Genomic DNA, 19,678 nt, shown 5'->3' with positions numbered 1-19,678 from the left:
AATTAAAAATGGACATAGCAGTTTAATTTTGAGCGTAGAGGCACAACAGCAACGTTTTATCGTCATCTGTTCGAGCGTTTAGTCGTTCAGAGTTGAGAAAACTCTTAATGTATTCATCCTCCTGTTCGGGATGATGGCTTTCCCACAGATACTCTTCTAACGGTTTGAAAAAAGGCAAGAAAGGAGTCCAATCACTCATGCGAATGGCGACCTTCTCTAGTCCATCGGTTGCGGCACAGATAAATTTGTGTTGGCCTAAGAGGACATCAACTTGCATCTCATCTAAAGCATGGGTTGATGTTACAAAGGTCGTTTGATTGACAAATTCACCCTTGTCCGGCTGGAAAAGTAATTGGTAGGCTTCGCCCTGTAAACCAACCACAATAAATCCATCCCCAATTTGCATCGCCGCCACCCAATCAGGAGTCGCCACAACTACTAAAAGTGTACAAGCTAAGTCAGCGATCGCATAATTTTCATGGATAGCTTTTTCTTCTAAGGTCGCGACGACCTCTGCCACAATTTTAGAAAAGAGTTTTCTCGCTTCCTGCTCATTGAGAGGATGAGAAAGATTTTCCTTGGGTTGGGGAGAGTTCGCAATCTCCCTAACAATTGTAATCACCGCTTCTACAGCTAATTTAGCGCCAACATCCGCATATTTAGCGCTACCAGCCCCATCCGCAACGGCTCCAACTATTACATTCTGATTCAGAATGCAATAATTACCGTAATCTTGGCAGGGTTGCTGCTGTTTTTGATGACGAGTTCCTACAGAGGAACGAACAACGGCTCTCCAAGCCATGCCAACTCCTCTAAACTCTAAGTGTTAATTTGACCCCATCCCACTGGCGGAAGCGGTACAGCCTCCCCAATTTTGCCACTAGAAACCCGCTTCATTGAAGTGCTTAACCAGACAAATAAAGCACTAAAATCCAGACCCCTCAAGGTTACGGGTGGACGTTCAGGCGGAGCAATTTGTTGGAGAGTATTGATATCTGCCCCCTCGACAGCAACCGCAAAGAACGAGAATTTCCCCTGACTTTCTCCCTCTCGCACCCGTTGTGCAGCACGCTGCCAATTATCCGTTGGTGCCCCATCGGTAATTAAAAATACCCAAGGGCGATAATACTGAATGCCGTTTTCTTTGTAAGTCGCCTTACGAGTTTCCAGCAAATCTAGCGCATAGTCAATGGCTTGACCCATGGGAGTCACACCATCAGCCGTTAACGGTGGCGGGGTGAAGGAGTCAACCGTCACAAAATCTTGAAGTAACTTCACCGGCCCAAAACTGACAATCGCCACCTCTGCACTCAGGGAAGCTTGTGTGTCTTTGAGTAAATCTTCCTTAAAAAGACCCATGCCTCGATTCAATTCTTGGATGGGTTGACCTGCCATGGAAGCAGAGGTATCGAGGAGGAGAATTACTGGGCAGCGATTTTCTGGGTTTTCGGCAAATTCCGGTAATCCTACGGGCATCTAACGCTCCTAGAAATTCTTGATTGAATCAACTACTTTAACTAATCTAAGGTGGGGAATGACCTTCGGACTACTCTAGACCTCTTGCAAAAGTCGAATTAACCCCCCTCAATCCCCCTGAAACGGGGGGAAGAAATCTTACTCCCTCTCCTTTTAGGGGAGGGGTTTCAAGGATTTATGCAAGAGTCTTCTGAAGAAAACAATTAGGGTGGGCATTGCCCACCCTACCCGAAGAGAAGATATCTTGAGATGTCTCTATGGATCGACCCAACGACCATCCGCTTTGATTAAATTAATCAACTCTTCAACACCTTGATCTTCGGGTACTTTTTTAATTTCTTCCCGACCCCGATAAAGAGAGATAAAACCCGCTTGCTTGCCCACATAGCCATAGTCAGCATCTGCCATTTCACCGGGGCCATTAACAATGCAACCCATCACGGCAATATCTAAACCGGTTAAATGTTTAGTCGCTTCTCGGACTTTGTGTAGCACCTCTTCTAAGTTAAACAAGGTACGACCACAGGACGGACAAGCGACGTATTCCACCATCGTCTTCCGTAGTCCCAAGGCTTGCAGAATGCTGTAACAAACGGGAATTTCTTTTTCAGGCGCTTCGGTGAGAGAGACGCGAATCGTATCACCAATCCCATCCGCTAGCAGGGGCGCAAGACCGGCAGTAGACTTAATCCGCCCATACTCACCATCCCCTGCTTCCGTGACGCCTAAATGCAAGGGGTAATCCATCCCCAGTTCATCCATGCGCTTCACCATCAGGCGATAAGCGGCTACCATTACCGGTGCGCGTGAGGCTTTCAGGGAAATCACAATATTGCGGAAGTCCAGAGATTCGCAGATACGGATAAATTCCAGGGCAGATTCCACCATCCCTTCTGGGGTATCGCCGTAGGTAAACAGCATCCGTTCAGCCAGGGAACCGTGATTTACCCCAATCCGCAACGCTTTACCCTGATCGCGCAAGGAAATAACTAGGGGTTCTAGGGTTTCACGGATTTTTTCGCCAATTTCCTCAAATTCAGCTTGGGTGTATTCGTTTCGGTCAGCTTTTGGCTTCTCAAAGACATACAATCCTGGATTAATCCGCACCTTATCCACATGCTTCGCCACTTCCAGGGCAATTTTCATGCCATTGTGGTGAACATCGGCAACTAGGGGTACCTCTTGGTAGGTTTGGATGAGTTTTTGCTTAATTTCTGCCAAGGCTTTGGCATGAGCCATGCTGGGCACGGTGACGCGGACAATCTCGCAACCAATCTCATGCAAGCGGCGAATTGCGGCAACGGAACCTTCTACATCTAAGGTATCTTCATTAATCATGGACTGCACGACCACAGGATAGCCACCGCCAATCGTGATGTTGCCCACCTTAACCGGACGGGTTTTGCGCCGATGAATGGTGGTGTCAAATTCGGGGGCTGTGGGTGCAGTTTGAGGCGTCGAAAGAGTTTGCATAAACAATTGGATGATTGGGAGTAGCGAGAATATCTGGTATTTCTCTCTATTCTCTTCTCAGAGTGCCACAGTTGCGATCGTTTGGGGTTAAGGGAAGAAAAGGGAGCTGGGGAGCTGGGCAGATGGGGAGAAGCCGCTCTCACTGCCCCATCAGTCATTCCCCACAATCTATCGCAAGGACGATTGCTCGTGTCACCATCGAAACGCTTAGATCTGTCTAGGGACTCTTTTCATACTGTTCAAAGCTAATACATATCTCTAGCAGCATTGGCCTAGCTGTAGTTATCTTTAAACCCATGGTATCTGCCTCTAATATACAGACGAAATGGTGAGAGCGACTCAATCCCAGATGCAACCCTATGGTGTTGCCGTGTTAGCCGTTGGATTGGCAATGCTGCTGATGCGGTTGTTGAACTCTTGGGTTACCATGTCACACTCTCCTTTTTTAATGTTTTTTGGTGCTGTCATGGTGAGTGCCTGGTATGGTGGCATGGGAGCGGGATTATTCGCCACGTTCTTGTCGGCTCTGTTGAGTACTTATTTTATTGATTCCCCTAGTCATGGGCTGGCTTTCAGTCTGAGCAACAGCTTGCGGTTAAGCGTATTCGTGTTAGAAGGAATACTGATCAGTGGGCTATGTGAGACATTACTGACCACCAATCGACAGCTTCAAGTCAGTGTGCGAAAGCTGCGGGAGAGCGAGGAACGTTATCGCCGTGTGCTTGATACCGCCTACGAAGGCATCTGGACGGTGGATGCTCAGGGACAAATTAACTATGTCAACCAGCGCATAGCTGAGATACTGGGCTATACCATGCAGAACATGCTGGCTCGTCCGATGTTTGATTTTATGGATGAGGAGGCACAGAGCGAAGCCAATCACTACTTAGAACGACAGCAGCAGGGAATAAAAGAGCAATACGATTTTCGGTTCCGTCACCAAGATGGCTCATCGGTGTGGGCGATTGTCTCCACCAGTCCAATTTGCAGTGAGACAGGAGAGTTTCAAGGTGCGATCGCCATGATTACCGATGTGAGCGAACGCAAACGGGCAGAAGAATCACTGCGAGAGCAAGCGGCAACCCTGCAAAATCAGCAAAGCTGGCTAGAGTCAGTGCTGAACTTCCTCCCTTCCCCGTTGCTGTTGATTGAGCCAGGAACCGCACGAGTCACCTTTGCTAACCAAGCAGCAGATCAGATGGCTGGGGGCGAATTTCCCAAAAATAAACCCAGCGAGGAGTACCACACAGTTTATTACTGCACCGACGCCAAGGGGGAGCGCATCCCGGATGATCAGATGCCAGGGGTGCGGGTGGCTAGAGGCGAACAACTCAAAGGGTTTGAGATGGATTGGCATACACCGGAGGGCATTCGTTCCCTGATCATATTTGCCGATACCTTATCGCCAATGTACGGTCATCCACCGACCTGCGTATTGGTATTTCAGGACATCTCTGAGCGCAAGCGAGTAGAGCAAGCTCTGGAACTCCGTCTACAACAGCAAGCAATCGTAGCCCAATTGAGCCAGCGTGCGCTCTCCGGAATCGAGCTTTCTACACTGATAGATGAAGTCCCCATCCTTGTAGCTCAAAGCCTTGATGTTGAGTATTGCAAAGTTTTAGAACTCCTTCCCGATGGTAAGGCTTTACTACTGCGATCGGGTGTGGGTTGGCATCCAGGACTTGTAGGCCATGCCACCGTGGGAAGCGAAACTCATTCGCAAGCTGGCTACACGCTGCTTTCCAGCCAGCCAGTGATTGTTGAAGATCTGCGGAAAGAAACACGGTTTAATGGGCCTCCACTCCTGCACGAGCATCAGGTCATCAGCGGTATGAGCGTGATTATCCACGGGCAAAACCGTCCGTTTGGTGTTTTCGGAGTACACACAACTCGAAAACAAAAGTTCAGCCAAAATGACATTAATTTCCTTCAAGCTGTTGCTAATGTGCTTGCTATAGCCATTGAACGAAAACGAGCAGAAGAAGCGATGCGGGAGAGCCAGGAGTTGTTCGAGCGCTTCATGAGCCATGCTCCTGTAGTAGCCTTCATCAAAGATGAACAGGGGCGATTCCTTTACGTCAACTCACTCCTTGAGCGTACCTGGAATCGCCCGTTAGCGGATTGGTTGGGTAAGACCGATTTCGATTTATTTCCAGCAGAGCAGGCACAGCAATGGCGGGATAATGATACGGCTGTCCTGGCTGGAGACAAGGCGGTACAGTTGTTAGAAACCTCTGTAAACCAAGATAGAGTCCAGTCTTGGTTATCTTTTAAGTTTCCCTTCATTGACGCCTCTGGGCGACGGTTTCTTGCAGGCATGTCACTTGACATCAGCGATCGCAAGCGCTTAGAAGATGAGCTACGGCAAAGCGAAGCTAAGTTTAGGCGCTTGTTTGATGCCAACATCGTCGGGATTATTTTCTCGGATTTCAGTGGCAAGATTCTAGAAGCCAATGATGCCTTTTTAGAAATGGTAGGCTACACGCGGGAGGATTTGCACGCAGGAAGAGTGTGTTGGGATACAATGACCCCATCCGAATATAAACCGCTTGATGAGCTAGCCATCGCCGAATTGAGAACCTCTGGAGTTTGTACTGCATTTGAGAAGGAGTACATTCGCCAGGATGGTAGCCGCGTTCCCGTTCTGCTGATAGGTGCGCTGTTAGAGGGAGAGCCAGAGCAAGCAGTCAGCTTTATCCTAGATTTAAGTGATCGCAAACAGGCTCTGGCAGAACTCCGGGAAAGCGAATCACGATTTCGCAATATGGCAGATACAGCGCCCGTCTTAATTTGGATGTCTGGCACTGACAAGCTCTGCAATTACTTTAATCAACCCTGGCTAGATTTTACCGGACGGACGATGGAACAAGAGTTTGGTAATGGTTGGGCTGAAGGCGTCCATCCGGATGATTACCAGCGTTGTTTAAACACCTACATGAATGCGTTTGATGCCCGCCAATCGTTTAGGATGGATTACCGCCTCAGACGTTTTGATGGAGAGTACCGTTGGGTTTTAGATACAGGAATTCCCCGCTTCACACCGGATGGTGGCTTTCTTGGCTACATCGGTTCCTGTATCGATATTAGCGATCGCGTATTGGCTGAGGAAGAAGTTGTTAAACTCAACCATAGCCTGGAACAACGAGTCAAAGAGCGCACAGCCCAACTCGAAGCCGCTAATCAAGAGTTAGAATCCTTTTCCTATTCTGTCTCCCATGACTTACGTGCACCCCTGCGCCATATCAATGGTTTCGTAGATTTACTCCAAAAACAAGCTGCTACCACCTTGGATGAAAGGAGCTTGCGTTATCTGAGTATTATCACCGAAACCACGAAACAAGCCGGAAAACTCGTTGATGACTTGCTCTCATTTTCCCGGATGGGGCGCACGGAAATGCGCTACATCAAGGTCAACATGACTTTATTAATACAAGAAGTCAAGCGCGACATTGAGCAAGATATCTGTGGACGTAATATAACTTGGCAAATTGAAGACTTGCCCCAGGTTTATGGCGATCCTTCGATGTTACGGTTGGTCGTCCATAATTTAATCGACAATGCGGTTAAGTACACCGCAAAACGCGATCGCGCCGAGATTAAAATTGGCAGCACCGAAACCGAGGATGAGTTCGTGTTCTTTGTTCGAGATAATGGCGTAGGATTTGACATGCGTTACGTCCACAAACTCTTTGGTGTATTTCAACGTTTGCATAGTTTCCAAGAATTTGAGGGAACTGGAATTGGCTTGGCTAATGTCAAACGAATTATTGACCGTCATAAGGGTCGAACTTGGGCAGAGAGTGTGGTTAAGAAGGGTGCGTCTTTTTACTTCTCACTTCCCAAGTTAAACAACAAAATTTGAAGGTTTGAAGCTTGGAAAAAGTTTAAATTGACTTTGATTTGTCAAAATTCAACTAACCTGATAAACTGCAATTTTAAACTTAATAGCCTTCATACTTTTTAAAATATAAATGCATGAATTAAAGCGAATTTTGTTAGTTGAAGATAGCCCTAATGATGTCGAATTAATCTTGACGGCGCTATCGGAAAATCGTTTAGCCAATGAAGTGGTAGTGGTGCGTGATGGAGAGGAAGCGCTAGACTATCTCTATCGAAAGGGAGTTTTCAAACTTCGGATGGAAGGCAATCCCGTGGTTGTTCTTTTAGACTTGAAATTGCCTAAAGTCGATGGACTGGAGGTTTTAGCCCAAATTAAATCTGACCCCGAACTCAAAGCCGTGCCCGTTGTTGTGCTAACTTCTTCTCGCGAGGAACAGGATCTAATCAACAGCTACAACTTAGGAACGAATGCCTATGTCGTGAAGCCTGTCGATTTCCACGAATTTGTGGATGTCATCAAGGAACTGGGGCTGTTCTGGGCTGTGGTGAATCAGCCACCGCCCGGATCAGTTCCCTCCCGACGCACTATTTAGCTCAGTTTTAGATAAACACTCTTAGAAATGTTGCGTATCCTCCTGCTCGAAGATAGTCTGCTCGATACAGAACTCATCCAGGCGTATTTGACCAACGGAGGGATTGAGGGTGAGTTAGTGCAAGTGGAGACCCGTACTGACTTTGAAAGCGCCTTAAAAACAGGTTCTTTTAACTTAATTCTTTCAGATTACTCTCTGCCAGCCTTTGATGGAATTGCAGCTCTGGACATCGCACAAATTCTTTGCCCGGATGTACCTTTTATCTTTGTTTCAGCTACCCTCGGCGAGGAACTAGCGATTGAAACCTTAAAAAGGGGTGCGACGGATTACGTACTCAAACAACGTTTAGATCGGTTGGTTCCAGCGGTGAAACGGGCGTTGCGTGAAACTCAGGAACGGGTTGAACGTCAGCGCACTCAGGCAGAACTGTGCCAACTGACAGCTGAGTTAGAACGACGGGTAGAGGAACGAACAGCACAGTTAGCCCAGGCGAATCAGTCTTTACAAGCGGAAATTGCTGAGCGCAAGAAAACCGAAGAACGCTTGCGACTGCTGGAATCGGTAGCCGTTACAGCAAATGATGCCATTATGATTACCGAAGCCGAACCGATTGAGGAACCCGGCCCTCGGATTATCTATGTCAATGAGGCGTTTACCCGGATGACGGGATATACCCAAGCCGAGGTACTGGGTAAAACGCCACGGATTTTACAAGGCCCAAAAAGCCCTTGCGCCCAGCTCGATCAATTCCGTTCTGCCTTGAAGCAATGGCAGCCCACGGTGGTGGAGTTGATTAATTACCGTAAAGATGGCTCTGAGTTTTGGGTGGAAATTAGTACTGTCCCTGTTGCCAATGCCGAGGGATGGTATACCCACTGGGTTGCTGTGGAACGGGATATTACTGAGCGCAAACGGGCAGAAGACACTCTACGTCTTTCTGATCAAATCTTGCAACAAATGCCGGATGCGGTCTTACTCACCGATTTGAATCTGAACATCCAGAAATGGACGGGAAAGGCAGAAGAGTTGTTTGGCTACACCGCCCAAGAGGTACTCGGCACAAAAGCAACTTTCCTCATGCACTCCGGTATCACCCCCACCATGACGGAGAGGATTATCAGAATCATTCAGGAAACAGGCACCTTCTGTGGAGAGATGATTTGCCTTCACAAAGATGGCTCTGAGGTGCCCATCGAAGTAACAGCGAAAGCTCTCTACGATGCGACAGGCAATCCTGTTGGTTTCTTGAGTATCAATCGCGACATCACCGAGCGTAAACGAGCTGAAAAACAGAAGGAACAGCTCATTCGGGAGCAGGCAGCTCGTCTAGAAGCGGAGGTACAAGGACTCAAATCGGCATTCTTAGCCGAGGCGAGTACGGTTCTGGCATCCTCTCTAGACTACGAAACCACCTTGGCAAGTGTAGCCAAGTTAGCTGTTCCCTTTATTGCTGACTGGTGTGCCGTCGATATTTTAGAGAAAAATCAGACGATTCGTCGTGTCGCAATCGCCCATCTCGATCCGGCGAAAGTAAAGCTAGCCTGGGAACTCAACCAACGCTATCCAGAGGATCTCTATGGAGCGACGGGGTTGGCGGCTATCTTAAGAACGGGAGAATCTGCAATCGCCACCGAGATTTTGGACTCTGACTTAGTGGCTATAGCCCAAGATGCTCAACACTTGCAAAGCCTGCGCGAACTCTGCTTAAAATCCTGTATCGGAGTCCCCTTGGTGGCTCGTGGGCGGACTCTAGGAGCCATCACCTTTGCCACGGCTGAGTCCGGGCGTTGCTATAGTTCAGATGAACTCTCTCTAGTGGAGGATTTAGCGTGTCGTGCGGCGATGGCGGTGGATAACGCACAGCTCTATCGGGATACTCAAGATGCGCGACGCATTGCTGAAGAAACGGCTAAACGCACAGCCAGCCTGCAATCCCTCACCGCCTCCTTGAGCGAAGCCCTATCCTTGGCGCAAGTGGGCGAGGTTGTTGTCAATCAAAGCTTGGCAGCTTTGAGAGCAAACGCGGGTTTTATTGCACTCTTGCATGAGCGCGATCGAACCCTAGAGTTAGTTAATGCTCTGGGCTATCCTCAGGAACTACTTAAAAATTGGAACCGTTTTCCGCTCACGGCTGAAGTACCCATCACGGATGCGGTTAAGACGAACAAAGCCATCTTCATCGAATCCCGCGAAGTCTTTGCTGAACGCTACCCACACTTGACGACTCAGTATAGTGACAGTCTGCATCATTCCTGGGCGGCTATCCCCTTAAATGTCGATGGTCATACATTAGGAGGGATTGGGTTTAGTTTTGTTAATGCTCAGAGGTTTAGCGCAGAGGACTGCGCCTTTATGCAGGCTCTAGCGCAGCAGTGTGCTCAAGCGATTGAACGCGCCCGTGCTTATGCTGCCGAACGACAGGCACGAGCCGATAGCGAAGCGGCGAACTGCATGAAGGATGAATTTTTAGCCATTCTCTCTCATGAGTTACGCACACCCCTCAATGCCATGCTGGGATGGACGCAGTTGCTAAGAACCCGGACATTCGATCCGCTCAAAATGACTAAAGCGTTAGAGACAATCGACCGCAATACCAAGTCCTTGGCGGCACTGATCGAGGATATTCTGGATGTCTCAGGGATTATCATGGGCAAGCTTCAGCTCTCTGTCGCCCCCTGTGAACTGATATCCGTGATTGAAGCGGCGATTGACACAATCCGTCCAGCCGCTGAGGCAAAGCTGATTCAAGTTGAATGCTTCCTCGATGCCTCCGTTGAACTTGTTTGGGGCGATGCCAATCGCTTGCAGCAAGTAGTATGGAATTTACTCTCGAATGCCGTTAAATTTACTCCCAAAGGAGGGCGTGTCGAGATTAGGCTGGAGCGAGTGGAGCAGTGGGAACGTTCTGTGCAAGAGTTGCAGGTTGAGGGGAACCATCCACGAACCATTTCCCAGGAAACCGTCAACAGTGACCCACTCACTCGCGATCACCGCATTCCTAAGCCCGCTACTTCTTCTATCAGTAGTGGGTTTCCATCGGAGTACCCATCCCCGTCTGCCATCGAATCTCGACTCACGGATCACAGCTCCCTGACTCAAGTTTCTAACGCTTATGCCCAAATTCGAGTCACCGATACGGGGAAGGGAATTTCTGCCAATTTCCTACCCTATGTGTTTGACCGCTTTCGTCAAGAAAACAGTAGCAGTACCCGCTCTCATGGTGGATTGGGACTCGGTTTGGCTCTGGTTCGCTATCTTGTGGAACAGCACGGTGGTACGGTTCAGGCATTTAGTCCAGGTGAAGACAAGGGAGCAACGTTTATTGTGCAGCTACCCCTTTTGGTGGCACAACCGGCTGAACCGATACCAACAACAGAAGTCCCCCCGTAAGGGAGAACCTCTGATGCAATCTGACTTGTATATTGTTAAGGTCTTTATCTAAGCTGACCCCATTGGAAAAATTAAACCCAACTTATGTATGGTTAGGGTCTTTATCTAAGCTGACCCTACTTGCAGTCTCCTGCTCAGGGTCTTTATTTAAGCTGACCCTTGTTAACTTTCTTCAATTTTACTGATAAAACTTAAACTTTATCGGTCTTCATTTATACAATTTTTAATATTTTTTTATTTTTTCTTGTAAGAGTCGTGATTTGCTGTTGTTGATACCAAATCCGATGGGTACACCCCTTTCTAAGACATCCCCGACACAATTAAGTCACGAATCACTAGTGCCGTGGCAGGTGCCAAGAGAACCCCATTCCGATAATGACCCGTCGCTAATAGAACATTGTTGTAACCCGGTAGTTGACCCATAATCGGAGCTGGACGCCCTTCGGGACGAGGACGCTGGCCTGACCAAGTACGAAGAATCGTGGCTTGGGCTAAAGCCGGACAAAAAGCGATCGCTTCCTGTCTCACCTGCTCCAGCAAGGTTGGTTCTGCCATCACATCTCCACTCGCATCTGGAAACTCAACCGTAGCCCCGACCCAGTATTCCCGCTCACCGATGGGTACAATATGGACATCATGCCCCGTAATTACGGGTTGGAAATCCGGATGCCCTAAGGGATGCTCAACCCGCAGGTGCAAGGCTTGACCTAAAACCGGTCGAATATCAATGGCTTGCTCTAATGCCACAGTGATTGGTGTTGAACCCAATCCAGCCGCCACCACGACGAAATCTACATCAATTTGTCCGAGCTGAGTGTGAAGTTGGATACATTCTCGCGTCACACTGCCATCGAGTACCTGAGACTGAACGTCTTCGACGGTAACCCCAAACTCAAAGGTAACGCCATTACTCTGTGCTGCGGTTACCAAAGCTTGGGTGAGAACAGTTGGGTCAACTTGTCGGTCTTGGGGAGAATAAATGGCACCGGCGATATTGTCAGGATGCAATTGAGGACAATGGGAATGCACATCTTGTGCATCCCAGATTTCTAGTTGCCAACCTTGGGACTGGCGAGTTTGGACTAACTTTTGCCAAGAAGCCAAGTCATCTTCGGCAAAGCAAAGCATGACGATGCCACGCCGATTAAAGGGAATGGGACGCCCAGTGAGTGCCTCTAATTCAGGAATCAGGGTTTCGTAGCGCTGCATACTCGCTTGCCGCAACTGCCACGCCCTACCTTTTTTTTTACTAATTGCACCCATCAGGACGCCCAAGGCGGCACCTGTAGACTCTTGTGCCGGCTGTTGCCGTTCCAGAACTGTGATTTCTAAGCCACGAATCAGACTTAATTCGTAGGCGATCGCTGCCCCAACAATACCACACCCAATGATGGCAACTCGGCTCATTCGCTTTATTCAGGAATTAGCTGTAAGAACGCATCAAAGTCTTTGATGGCGAGTCGGTAATTGTCTACCGCTTTCTGATAATTGCCGCTTTCTGTGGCAAGGTCAATGCTCTCCAAACGAGTAAACAAGTCTTGCGCCGCCTCCCTCGCTGCCTTTTGGTCTTGGGGCAGGAGTTCGCGAGTGAGATAGCTCATTTTCTGCCGCAGTTCGCCTAATGGGCCATGAATAAATGAACCGACCTCTGTCCAGTTGCGGTTTTGAATGCTGGTTGCCAAGGTTGGCATTGTCTCTCGCAGATCCGTTACGGTAGAAGCGTATTTCTGAATCTGGGCAATTTTGTCAGGTGTGTAGGTAGGTGGCTTTGTGACTGTCGGGCTACTACAGCTAACTAGAAGCGTCATCACCAGAGTCAGCATGACAGCCAGAAGTGATCGGTAACTTTTCCTAAGCATTTGTTTCCTAATTTACCAACTAATCCGAGAATTTACGCAGTTTTGCCTGCAATATACCTCAAAATCGCTGATTTTGCTTACTCCCCCTGTGGGATTTGCAGGAGTTATATCTTTAGGAGTGGCTGTTGAGGCGTTTTCATAATTATGCTAGGACGTTAAACGGACTGAACAGTATTTCTGCAAGAGTTTCTTTATGCCACAATCCTTATTTTGCTCTTTATAATGAGAAATAAAATATATCTATTGTCTTTAAAATCATGAATGAAGGGAATTTGTTTTCTATCTCTTTTCACCAAGGTGAAGTTGCTTTTCCTTACAATCTGAAGATTCATGTGACCCAAGTCAATCAAGATGATTCCCCTAAATACTCCTATCATTTTGTCGCGTTCAATCAGGATAATCATGGGAATCCAAATCTTCAGTTCATTCCAGCTTTTTTTGCTGCCTTAACGTACTTAGAATATGATGCCAATTTTTCAGGTTTAGAATTTAAATATATTGTGCCTGATGAAAATGAAACCGAAATTTATTTTGAGAGAATCGTTCGTGTCGATAACCCGATTTTTGATTCCCTGCTCGTTACGGGATATGTGGGTAAGGATGAAGTGGTAATCAGTAGTCTTTCCTGTCCGCCTCAAAGAGAAACAGAAGCGCAAACACAATAAATTGTCAATAGCCTTTGTGAATAAAAGTTATTTTTTAGAGTAAGTACTATTGCTTAGGTTTAAGATAATCCCGTAGCGTTTATCTCTCTGTATTGAGAGAAATCCCATGATACGCCCTGTCTTCCGTTTCTGGAGAGCTGGCTATCTTCTGCTTGGGTGTTTGGCAACGGCTAGCTCTGTGCAAGCGCAAATCGTTCCGGATGATACGCTCCCGGTGAATTCTTGGGTAACGCCGGGATGCACGGTTTGTACGATTGACGGGGGGACTCACAGAGGGGTTAACTTATTTCACAGCTTTAGTGAGTTTTCCGTGCCGACTGGTGGTGAGGCGTTTTTTAATAATGCTTTGCAGATTCAGAATATCTTCAGTCGGGTGACGGGAAATTCGGTTTCTAATATTGATGGCTTGCTTCGCGCTAATGGGACGGCGAGTTTGTTTTTCCTCAATCCGAATGGAGTGATTTTTGGTCAAAATGCTCGGTTAGAGATTGGGGGTTCGTTTTTTGCAACGACGGGGAATAGTTTTAAATTTTCTGATGGGAGTGAGTTTAGCGCAATCAAGCCTCAAGCACCGCCATTGTTGACAATTAATGTTACTCCAGGGGTGCAGTGGGGAACGAATCAACCTGGAGCAACGATTACTAATCGGGGCAATTTAGCAGTAGGACAGGATTTAACGCTAGCTGCGGGGAATTTGGACTTACAGGGGCAGCTTGTGGCGGGAAGGAATTTGACTTTACAAGCTACTGATACGGTGAAAGTGCGTGACTCTTCCACCAGTCCTTTCATTGCCTCATCGGGTGGAACATTGCTGGTTCAGGGGAATCAAAAGGTAGATATTTTTGCCTTGAATCATCCCGATAGTGGGTTGTTTTCCGGTGGGAATATGGTGTTGCGAAGTGCCAATACGCTGGGAGGAGATGCTCACTACTGGAGTGGGGGCAGTTTTCGGATTGAAAAATTGGATGGAAGTTTGGGGGATTTGTATAGTCCCAATGACCCGATTATTCGCTCTCTGGGTGATGTCAGTTTTGATATTTACCAAGGAACCTCCCTACATATTTTGGCAGGAGGTGAGGTGAATATTGGCACAGTTATCATTACAGGTGCAGAAACAGGTGCTGCTGGGGTTGACTATCTTCAGGAAACGGTACCTTTATCTAATGGCTCTGAGGTATCTATTAATGGTCGTCTTCAGCCAACCCTTGATATTCGAGCAGGTGTAGATCCAGCGTTTATTGGTGTTCCTGGAATCACGGGTTTTAACTTCCCTAGGGACAGATTGTTGGGTTGGGCTTTGGGGACTAATACGCCAACGAGTGCAAATATCACTATCGGCGATGTCTGGATTGTTCCTCCTAATGGACTGGTCTTTATTACCAATCAATACCAACCCAATACCACACTGCCCGGTGGAGACATAACTATAACGGGAGCAGGGGTGTTTGGTGATGGAATTGATGCCAGTAGTCGTAGGGGAAATGGTGGCTCTGTCATTCTCGACTCAAGACGCAATATTGGAATTACTAACAGCGGCATTGATTCCTTTTCTGAAGCTGGTAATGCTGGCAGTATTCTCCTGAACGCCAAGGATACAATCTCACTTACAAGTAGCTTTGTTACCAGCGCAACTTCTGGAGGAGGTAAAGGTGGTGACGTGACAATCAATGCGGGTCAGTTGCTGCTTAAAGATGGGTCGCAGATTTTAGTCGGTACCTTGGGTGCAGGAATTGGAGGGAATTTGATTGTCAATTCTCGTGGCAGCATTGTACTCACTAATAGCATCATTGATTCATCTTCTGAAGCTGGTAATGCTGGCAGTATTTTCTTGAATGCCAAGGATACAATTTCACTTACAAGTAGCTTTGTTGCCAGCCAAACTTTTGGAGCAGGTAAAGGTGGTGATGTGACAATCAAAACGGGTCAGTTACTGGTTCGAGATGGGTCGCAGATTTTAGTCGATACCTTTGGTGTAGGAACTGGAGGAAATTTAGTTGTCAACGCGTCAGAATCCGTGCAGTTGAATGGTGTTTTACCAATTAACCCTTTAGCTGGTAGTAGCTTGTCTGCTAGTACCGAGGGAACAGGAAAGGCAGGAAATATTACGATTACCACTCCTTCATTACACATTCAGGACGGAGGTCGGATTATTGTTTCCACGGAGGGAGCAGGAGATGCAGGAAGTTTGACAGTGAATGCCTCCGAATCCGTTGAAATAATTGATCTTTCACCTGAAGGTTTGATTGTCAGTGCTTTGTTCGCACAAGCCAATAGAGGAGCTACAGGCAATGCTGGAGACTTGACAATTAATACTAAACATTTGCTTGTCAGGGATGGAGCACAGGTTGCAGTTAGCAATTTAGGTACAGAAGGAGCCGGGGGAATTTTGACAGTAAATGCCTCTGAATCAGTTGAGGTGATTGGTATTGGTATCTCAGCTAATGGAGGAGAGGTTACTAGTGGTTTATTTGCTCGCACTGAAGGAGCAGGAGATGCCAAAGACTTGACAATTAATACAAGACAGTTAATTGTTCAAGATGGCGCAGAAATCTCCGCTAGCACTAAGGGGGCAGGAGATGGAGGAGATTTAATTGTTAACGCTTCTGAATCAATCCAGCTTATCGGAGAATCCAGCGGCTTTTTTACTCAAGTTAATCGTGGAGCGACAGGCAATGCTGGAGACTTGACAATTAATACTAAACATTTGCTTGTCAGGGATGGAGCACAGGTTTCATCTGGCAATTTAGGTGAAGGAAATGGGGGAAATTTAATAGTCAATGCTTTTGAATCAGTGAAACTAATTGGCACCTCTCCTGATGGTTTGGTTCCTAGTGGCTTATTTGCTGTGACTAAAGCAGTTGGAGATGCTGGAGATTTGATGATTACTACTCCCACTTTACTTGTTCAGCAAGGAGCTTGGATGTCCGCTTTTACCTCTGGTGTGGGAAGCGCAGGAAGCATCTTGGTTAAAGATGCAAATTTGGTATTGCTCTCCAACAATAGCGGGATTTCTACTGAATCGGTCAGCGCAGGTCTAGCTGGAGATGTAACACTCGATACTCAACAGCTCATCCTTGAACAAGGCTCTCAACTCACTGCTGCGACTGTATCTAGCCAAGGTGGCAGTATCATTCTACAAAATTTGGAAACCCTGGAGATACTCAACAGCTCCATTTCAGCTTCTACTGAAACTGGAACAGCAGGAAACATAGTTATTGGTTCTTCCGAATCGGTGCAACTCTACGGCGTAAGCCGTTTATCGGTTGAAGCAACTGAGGGGGGGACTGCTGGAGACATAATTGTTAAAACTAACGAAATGTCTGTCACTGGTGGCGCACAAGTAACCGTCAGCAGCCCCCAAGGACAAGCAGGCAATCTATCCATTACCGCTAATTCCCTAACTCTCAATCGAGGCACTCTCTCTGCTGTCACCGGCACCAGTAGCCCTGGAGGTGGAGCCAACATCACCCTCTCCGGCTTAGACTTCCTCAGAATGGACAATGAAAGCCTGATCTCCGCCAGCGCCCTCAACAACGCCAACGGTGGCAACGTCACCATCGACTCCACCCTAATTGTTGCCACACCCCCAATCGGCCCCGAAGGCAGCGACATCATCGCCAACGCGGAACAAGGCAACGGAGGACGAGTCAATATCACCACTCAAGGACTCTTCGGCATCCAATTTCGACCCCAACGCACCCCCAAAAACGACATTACTGTTAGTTCCACCTTCGGTTTATCGGGGACATTTGCCCTCAACACCCCTGGCGTTGACCCCAGTCGAGGCTTAGCCCAGTTACCGACTAACTTAGTTGATGCCTCACAACAAATTGATCAGCGCTGTACTCCCAAAGCCGCCAACCAAGGTGGAAGTTTTACCGTTACCGGACGTGGCGGTATCCCACCTAGCCCTAACGATACGCTACAAGCTGAATCTTTAATCACACCCAACTGGGTCATCCTCGATTTTGAGACAGAGAATAACACGCCCCCAGCGCCAACAACGCCCAGCAATTCTGCCCCCAAACAACTAGTAGAAGCCCAAGGATGGAGAATTAATGAGCAAGGGCAGGTTGTGCTCACCGCTTCTGCACCGAACGTGACACCTCATCATACCTGGCAAACTCCAGTGGAGTGCCCAGCAGAGGCTAACCCAGTACCAGAGTAAAGAGTATGATTGTTACCTTCCCCCTCCCCGTAGCTGGGAAGGATGGGGAGGGGTTTCCAGCATGAGACACTGAGACACTCTTGTCAAAGCTCACGACGAACAAACAGCGCACGATAAACCGGTTCACCCCTTGAAAGAGTAGAGACTTCTCGTTCCGTGGGAACTGGCAGAGGATTAGTGGCTAACCAAAGATCAGCCCCCTGTTTTTGAAACGCTGGGTGAGCCTCAAAGCGATCGCACATTTCCACCGCTACCGCCTCAACATCCGATTGCAAAAAAACCTCTCCCCTATCCATCAGGTAAGTTGCTAAAGTATCGACTAATTCTGGCTGCACCACACGTCGTTTGGCTTGCCGCTTCTTGAACCAAGGGTCAGGAAATTGCAGTGTAACACGCCGCAACATCCCCACCTCAACAGACTCCAGCAGTGGTTTTAAGGAATTATTAACGTTGCCAAACAAGTAGTAGAGATTTCTTAACCCCAACTCTGAAGCTTTAGCATTAGCCTGTTCTACCAATGGCTCCCGAATTTCTAATCCCAAAAAATTCCAATTGGGTTCTAGTGTTGCCATACTCAACAAAAATTCCCCTCTGGCACAGCCAATATCCAGATGCAAGGGTTGAGCGGGTTGAGCATAAACACAGTTCCAAAGCGGGGGTTGAACCGGCGTTTGGTATTTCTTACTCAGTGGATTGACATGTTGACGGACTCGGACTTTGGGCAACGTTTACACCTCCTGATTCGTTACTGAAAAATCAGTAACGATACATTGCATGAACTAAATTTAATCCTATACTCTTCTTTTATTTTTAAGAATATCTGCCTTAATCAAGAATTAACCCTTGTCTTCCTTGTATTTTAGCAATCCTTTCAATTTAAGCATATTTTTGAGGCTAAATTGATAAGAAAAGATAAGATATACTATTTAAGCTCACCAAGAATAAGGGGATGAGGGATAATTTAAATTATGCCTCGCATGGATTTTAATAAAGTTTATATCATGGGTCTAAATTTTCGCTTTGCGGTAGTGAGCGACCCGCACATCGGACTAGCTCATACCATTTGGGATCATCCCAATCGGTTCCATTTAGTGGAAGTTAGCATTCCAGCTCTTGAGTTGATTCTGGAACACTTAAATCAGCAAAATATTGATTTTCTGCTACTACCCGGAGACTTAACTCAGCATGGTGAAAGAGATAATCATGCCTGGTTGCAAAAGCGGTTGAGTCAATTACCTTTTCCGGTGTATGTGGTGCCAGGGAATCATGATGTCCCAAATCTACTGTCGAATGAACACTCGATTGGATTAAAAGACTTTCCCTACTATTACCATCAATTGGGCTATGACAATCCAGACCAGCTATACTACACCACTGAAATTCTACCGGGAGTCCAGTTAATTGGGTTAAATTCCAATCAATTTGATGCATCAGGTAAACAGTTAGGCTGTCTAGATGAACAGCAATTAGTCTGGCTTGAGCAAGTTCTGCAAGAGAGCCAAGATAAATTGGTACTGGTGATGGTACATCACAATGTTGTGGAGCATCTACCTTATCAATCTCGCCATCCCATGGGACGCAGGTATATGTTGGATAATGCTCCGGCACTGCTGAAAATCCTGAAGCAGGCTGGGGTCAATTTGGTGTTTACGGGTCACTTACATGTTCAGGATGTCGCCTACCATGAGGGCGTTTACGATATCACAACTGGTTCTCTCGTGAGCTATCCTCACCCTTATCGGATATTTGAGTTGAGAACGGACGAGCAAGGACAACGATGGTTACAGATTGAGTCTCATCGAGTGACGTCAGTGCCCGGTTGGGAGAATTTGCCTCAGAAATCACGAGAATTAATGGGCGATCGCTCCCATCCATTCATGCTGAAACTTCTTACCACTGAGCCGTTAAACTTACCCTTAGCAGATGCTGAAAAACTTGCCCCTAGCCTCCGCTACTTCTGGGCTAACATTGCTGCCGGTGACTTCTTGTTTGATTTCCCAGAGTTCTTCCCAGAAGCGCGTCGCTACTTCGAGGCATTTAGTGCGAAAAGCAGCGACGGTGAACCGGCTCTGATCGACAACCATACAACGCTGCTATTGAAGTAAAAGTCAGGACTTACGCACGAACGCCACCTTTAGGGGCAATCTCCTCACTAAAGCTCCGGCCGTGGTTGCCCCCTTTCTGTTTGAAGGCTCAACTTTCCCCCATCTGAAA

General features: G+C 47.4%; 12 protein-coding genes. 6 read left to right on the top strand and 6 right to left on the bottom strand.

Annotated features, from left to right (window positions below; all coding sequences use genetic code 11):
- Window positions 1-22: 22 nt before the first annotated feature.
- The 3 genes from MIC7113_RS11875 to ispG form a co-directional block, all read right to left on the bottom strand.
- Window positions 23-802: a PP2C family serine/threonine-protein phosphatase gene (locus tag MIC7113_RS11875; RefSeq protein WP_015182407.1), complete on the bottom strand. Its 780-nt coding sequence runs from the start codon at window positions 800-802 to the stop codon at window positions 23-25.
- 17 nt (window positions 803-819) lie between these two features.
- Entirely contained in the window at window positions 820-1,476 is a 657-nt protein-coding gene (locus tag MIC7113_RS11870) for a vWA domain-containing protein (protein WP_015182406.1), read from the bottom strand.
- 255 nt (window positions 1,477-1,731) lie between these two features.
- Entirely contained in the window at window positions 1,732-2,949 is a 1,218-nt protein-coding gene (ispG, locus tag MIC7113_RS11865; protein ID WP_015182405.1) for a (E)-4-hydroxy-3-methylbut-2-enyl-diphosphate synthase, read from the bottom strand.
- Between the two features lie 325 nt (window positions 2,950-3,274).
- On the opposite strand from ispG, the gene MIC7113_RS33270 reads away from it, so the two are divergent.
- From MIC7113_RS33270 to MIC7113_RS38035, 3 genes are all read left to right on the top strand, one after another.
- The gene (locus MIC7113_RS33270; RefSeq protein ID WP_015182404.1) at window positions 3,275-6,811 is read left to right on the top strand and encodes a PAS domain S-box protein; all 3,537 of its coding nucleotides are present in this window, start codon (window positions 3,275-3,277) and stop codon (window positions 6,809-6,811) included.
- 109 nt (window positions 6,812-6,920) lie between these two features.
- Window positions 6,921-7,382 (top strand): response regulator, encoded by a 462-nt coding sequence (locus MIC7113_RS11855; protein WP_015182403.1) that lies wholly within the window; start codon window positions 6,921-6,923, stop codon window positions 7,380-7,382.
- Between the two features lie 27 nt (window positions 7,383-7,409).
- Window positions 7,410-10,772 (top strand): PAS domain S-box protein, encoded by a 3,363-nt coding sequence (locus MIC7113_RS38035; RefSeq protein WP_015182402.1) that lies wholly within the window; start codon window positions 7,410-7,412, stop codon window positions 10,770-10,772.
- A 300-nt stretch (window positions 10,773-11,072) separates the two neighbouring features.
- On the opposite strand, the gene MIC7113_RS11845 is transcribed toward MIC7113_RS38035, so the two are convergent.
- Window positions 11,073-12,179 (bottom strand): NAD(P)/FAD-dependent oxidoreductase, encoded by a 1,107-nt coding sequence (locus tag MIC7113_RS11845; RefSeq protein WP_015182401.1) that lies wholly within the window; start codon window positions 12,177-12,179, stop codon window positions 11,073-11,075.
- A gap of 5 nt (window positions 12,180-12,184) precedes the next feature.
- A complete protein-coding gene (gene psbQ, locus MIC7113_RS11840) occupies window positions 12,185-12,631 on the bottom strand; it encodes a photosystem II protein PsbQ (protein ID WP_015182400.1) in 447 nt (148 codons plus the stop codon).
- Window positions 12,632-12,888: 257 nt separating this feature from the next.
- Between psbQ and MIC7113_RS11835 the strand changes: the two genes are divergently transcribed.
- Together MIC7113_RS11835 and MIC7113_RS11830 are read left to right on the top strand one after the other, a co-directional pair.
- Window positions 12,889-13,296, top strand: coding sequence for a hypothetical protein (locus MIC7113_RS11835; RefSeq protein WP_015182399.1), 408 nt, complete (start codon window positions 12,889-12,891; stop codon window positions 13,294-13,296).
- 106 nt (window positions 13,297-13,402) lie between these two features.
- A complete protein-coding gene (locus MIC7113_RS11830) occupies window positions 13,403-17,464 on the top strand; it encodes a two-partner secretion domain-containing protein (protein ID WP_015182398.1) in 4,062 nt (1,353 codons plus the stop codon).
- 83 nt (window positions 17,465-17,547) lie between these two features.
- On the opposite strand, the gene trmB is transcribed toward MIC7113_RS11830, so the two are convergent.
- On the bottom strand, window positions 17,548-18,189 hold the full coding sequence (gene trmB / locus MIC7113_RS11825) for a tRNA (guanosine(46)-N7)-methyltransferase TrmB (protein ID WP_015182397.1): 642 nt from the start codon (window positions 18,187-18,189) through the stop codon (window positions 17,548-17,550).
- A 276-nt stretch (window positions 18,190-18,465) separates the two neighbouring features.
- Between trmB and MIC7113_RS11820 the strand changes: the two genes are divergently transcribed.
- Entirely contained in the window at window positions 18,466-19,569 is a 1,104-nt protein-coding gene (locus MIC7113_RS11820) for a metallophosphoesterase family protein (RefSeq protein ID WP_041780722.1), read from the top strand.
- Window positions 19,570-19,678: the final 109 nt, after the last annotated feature.

Source organism: Allocoleopsis franciscana PCC 7113, assembly GCF_000317515.1.
In the GTDB taxonomy this organism is placed as follows: Bacteria; Cyanobacteriota; Cyanobacteriia; order Cyanobacteriales; family Coleofasciculaceae; genus Allocoleopsis; species Allocoleopsis franciscana.
This window is presented reverse-complemented; position numbering and strand designations above follow the sequence as displayed.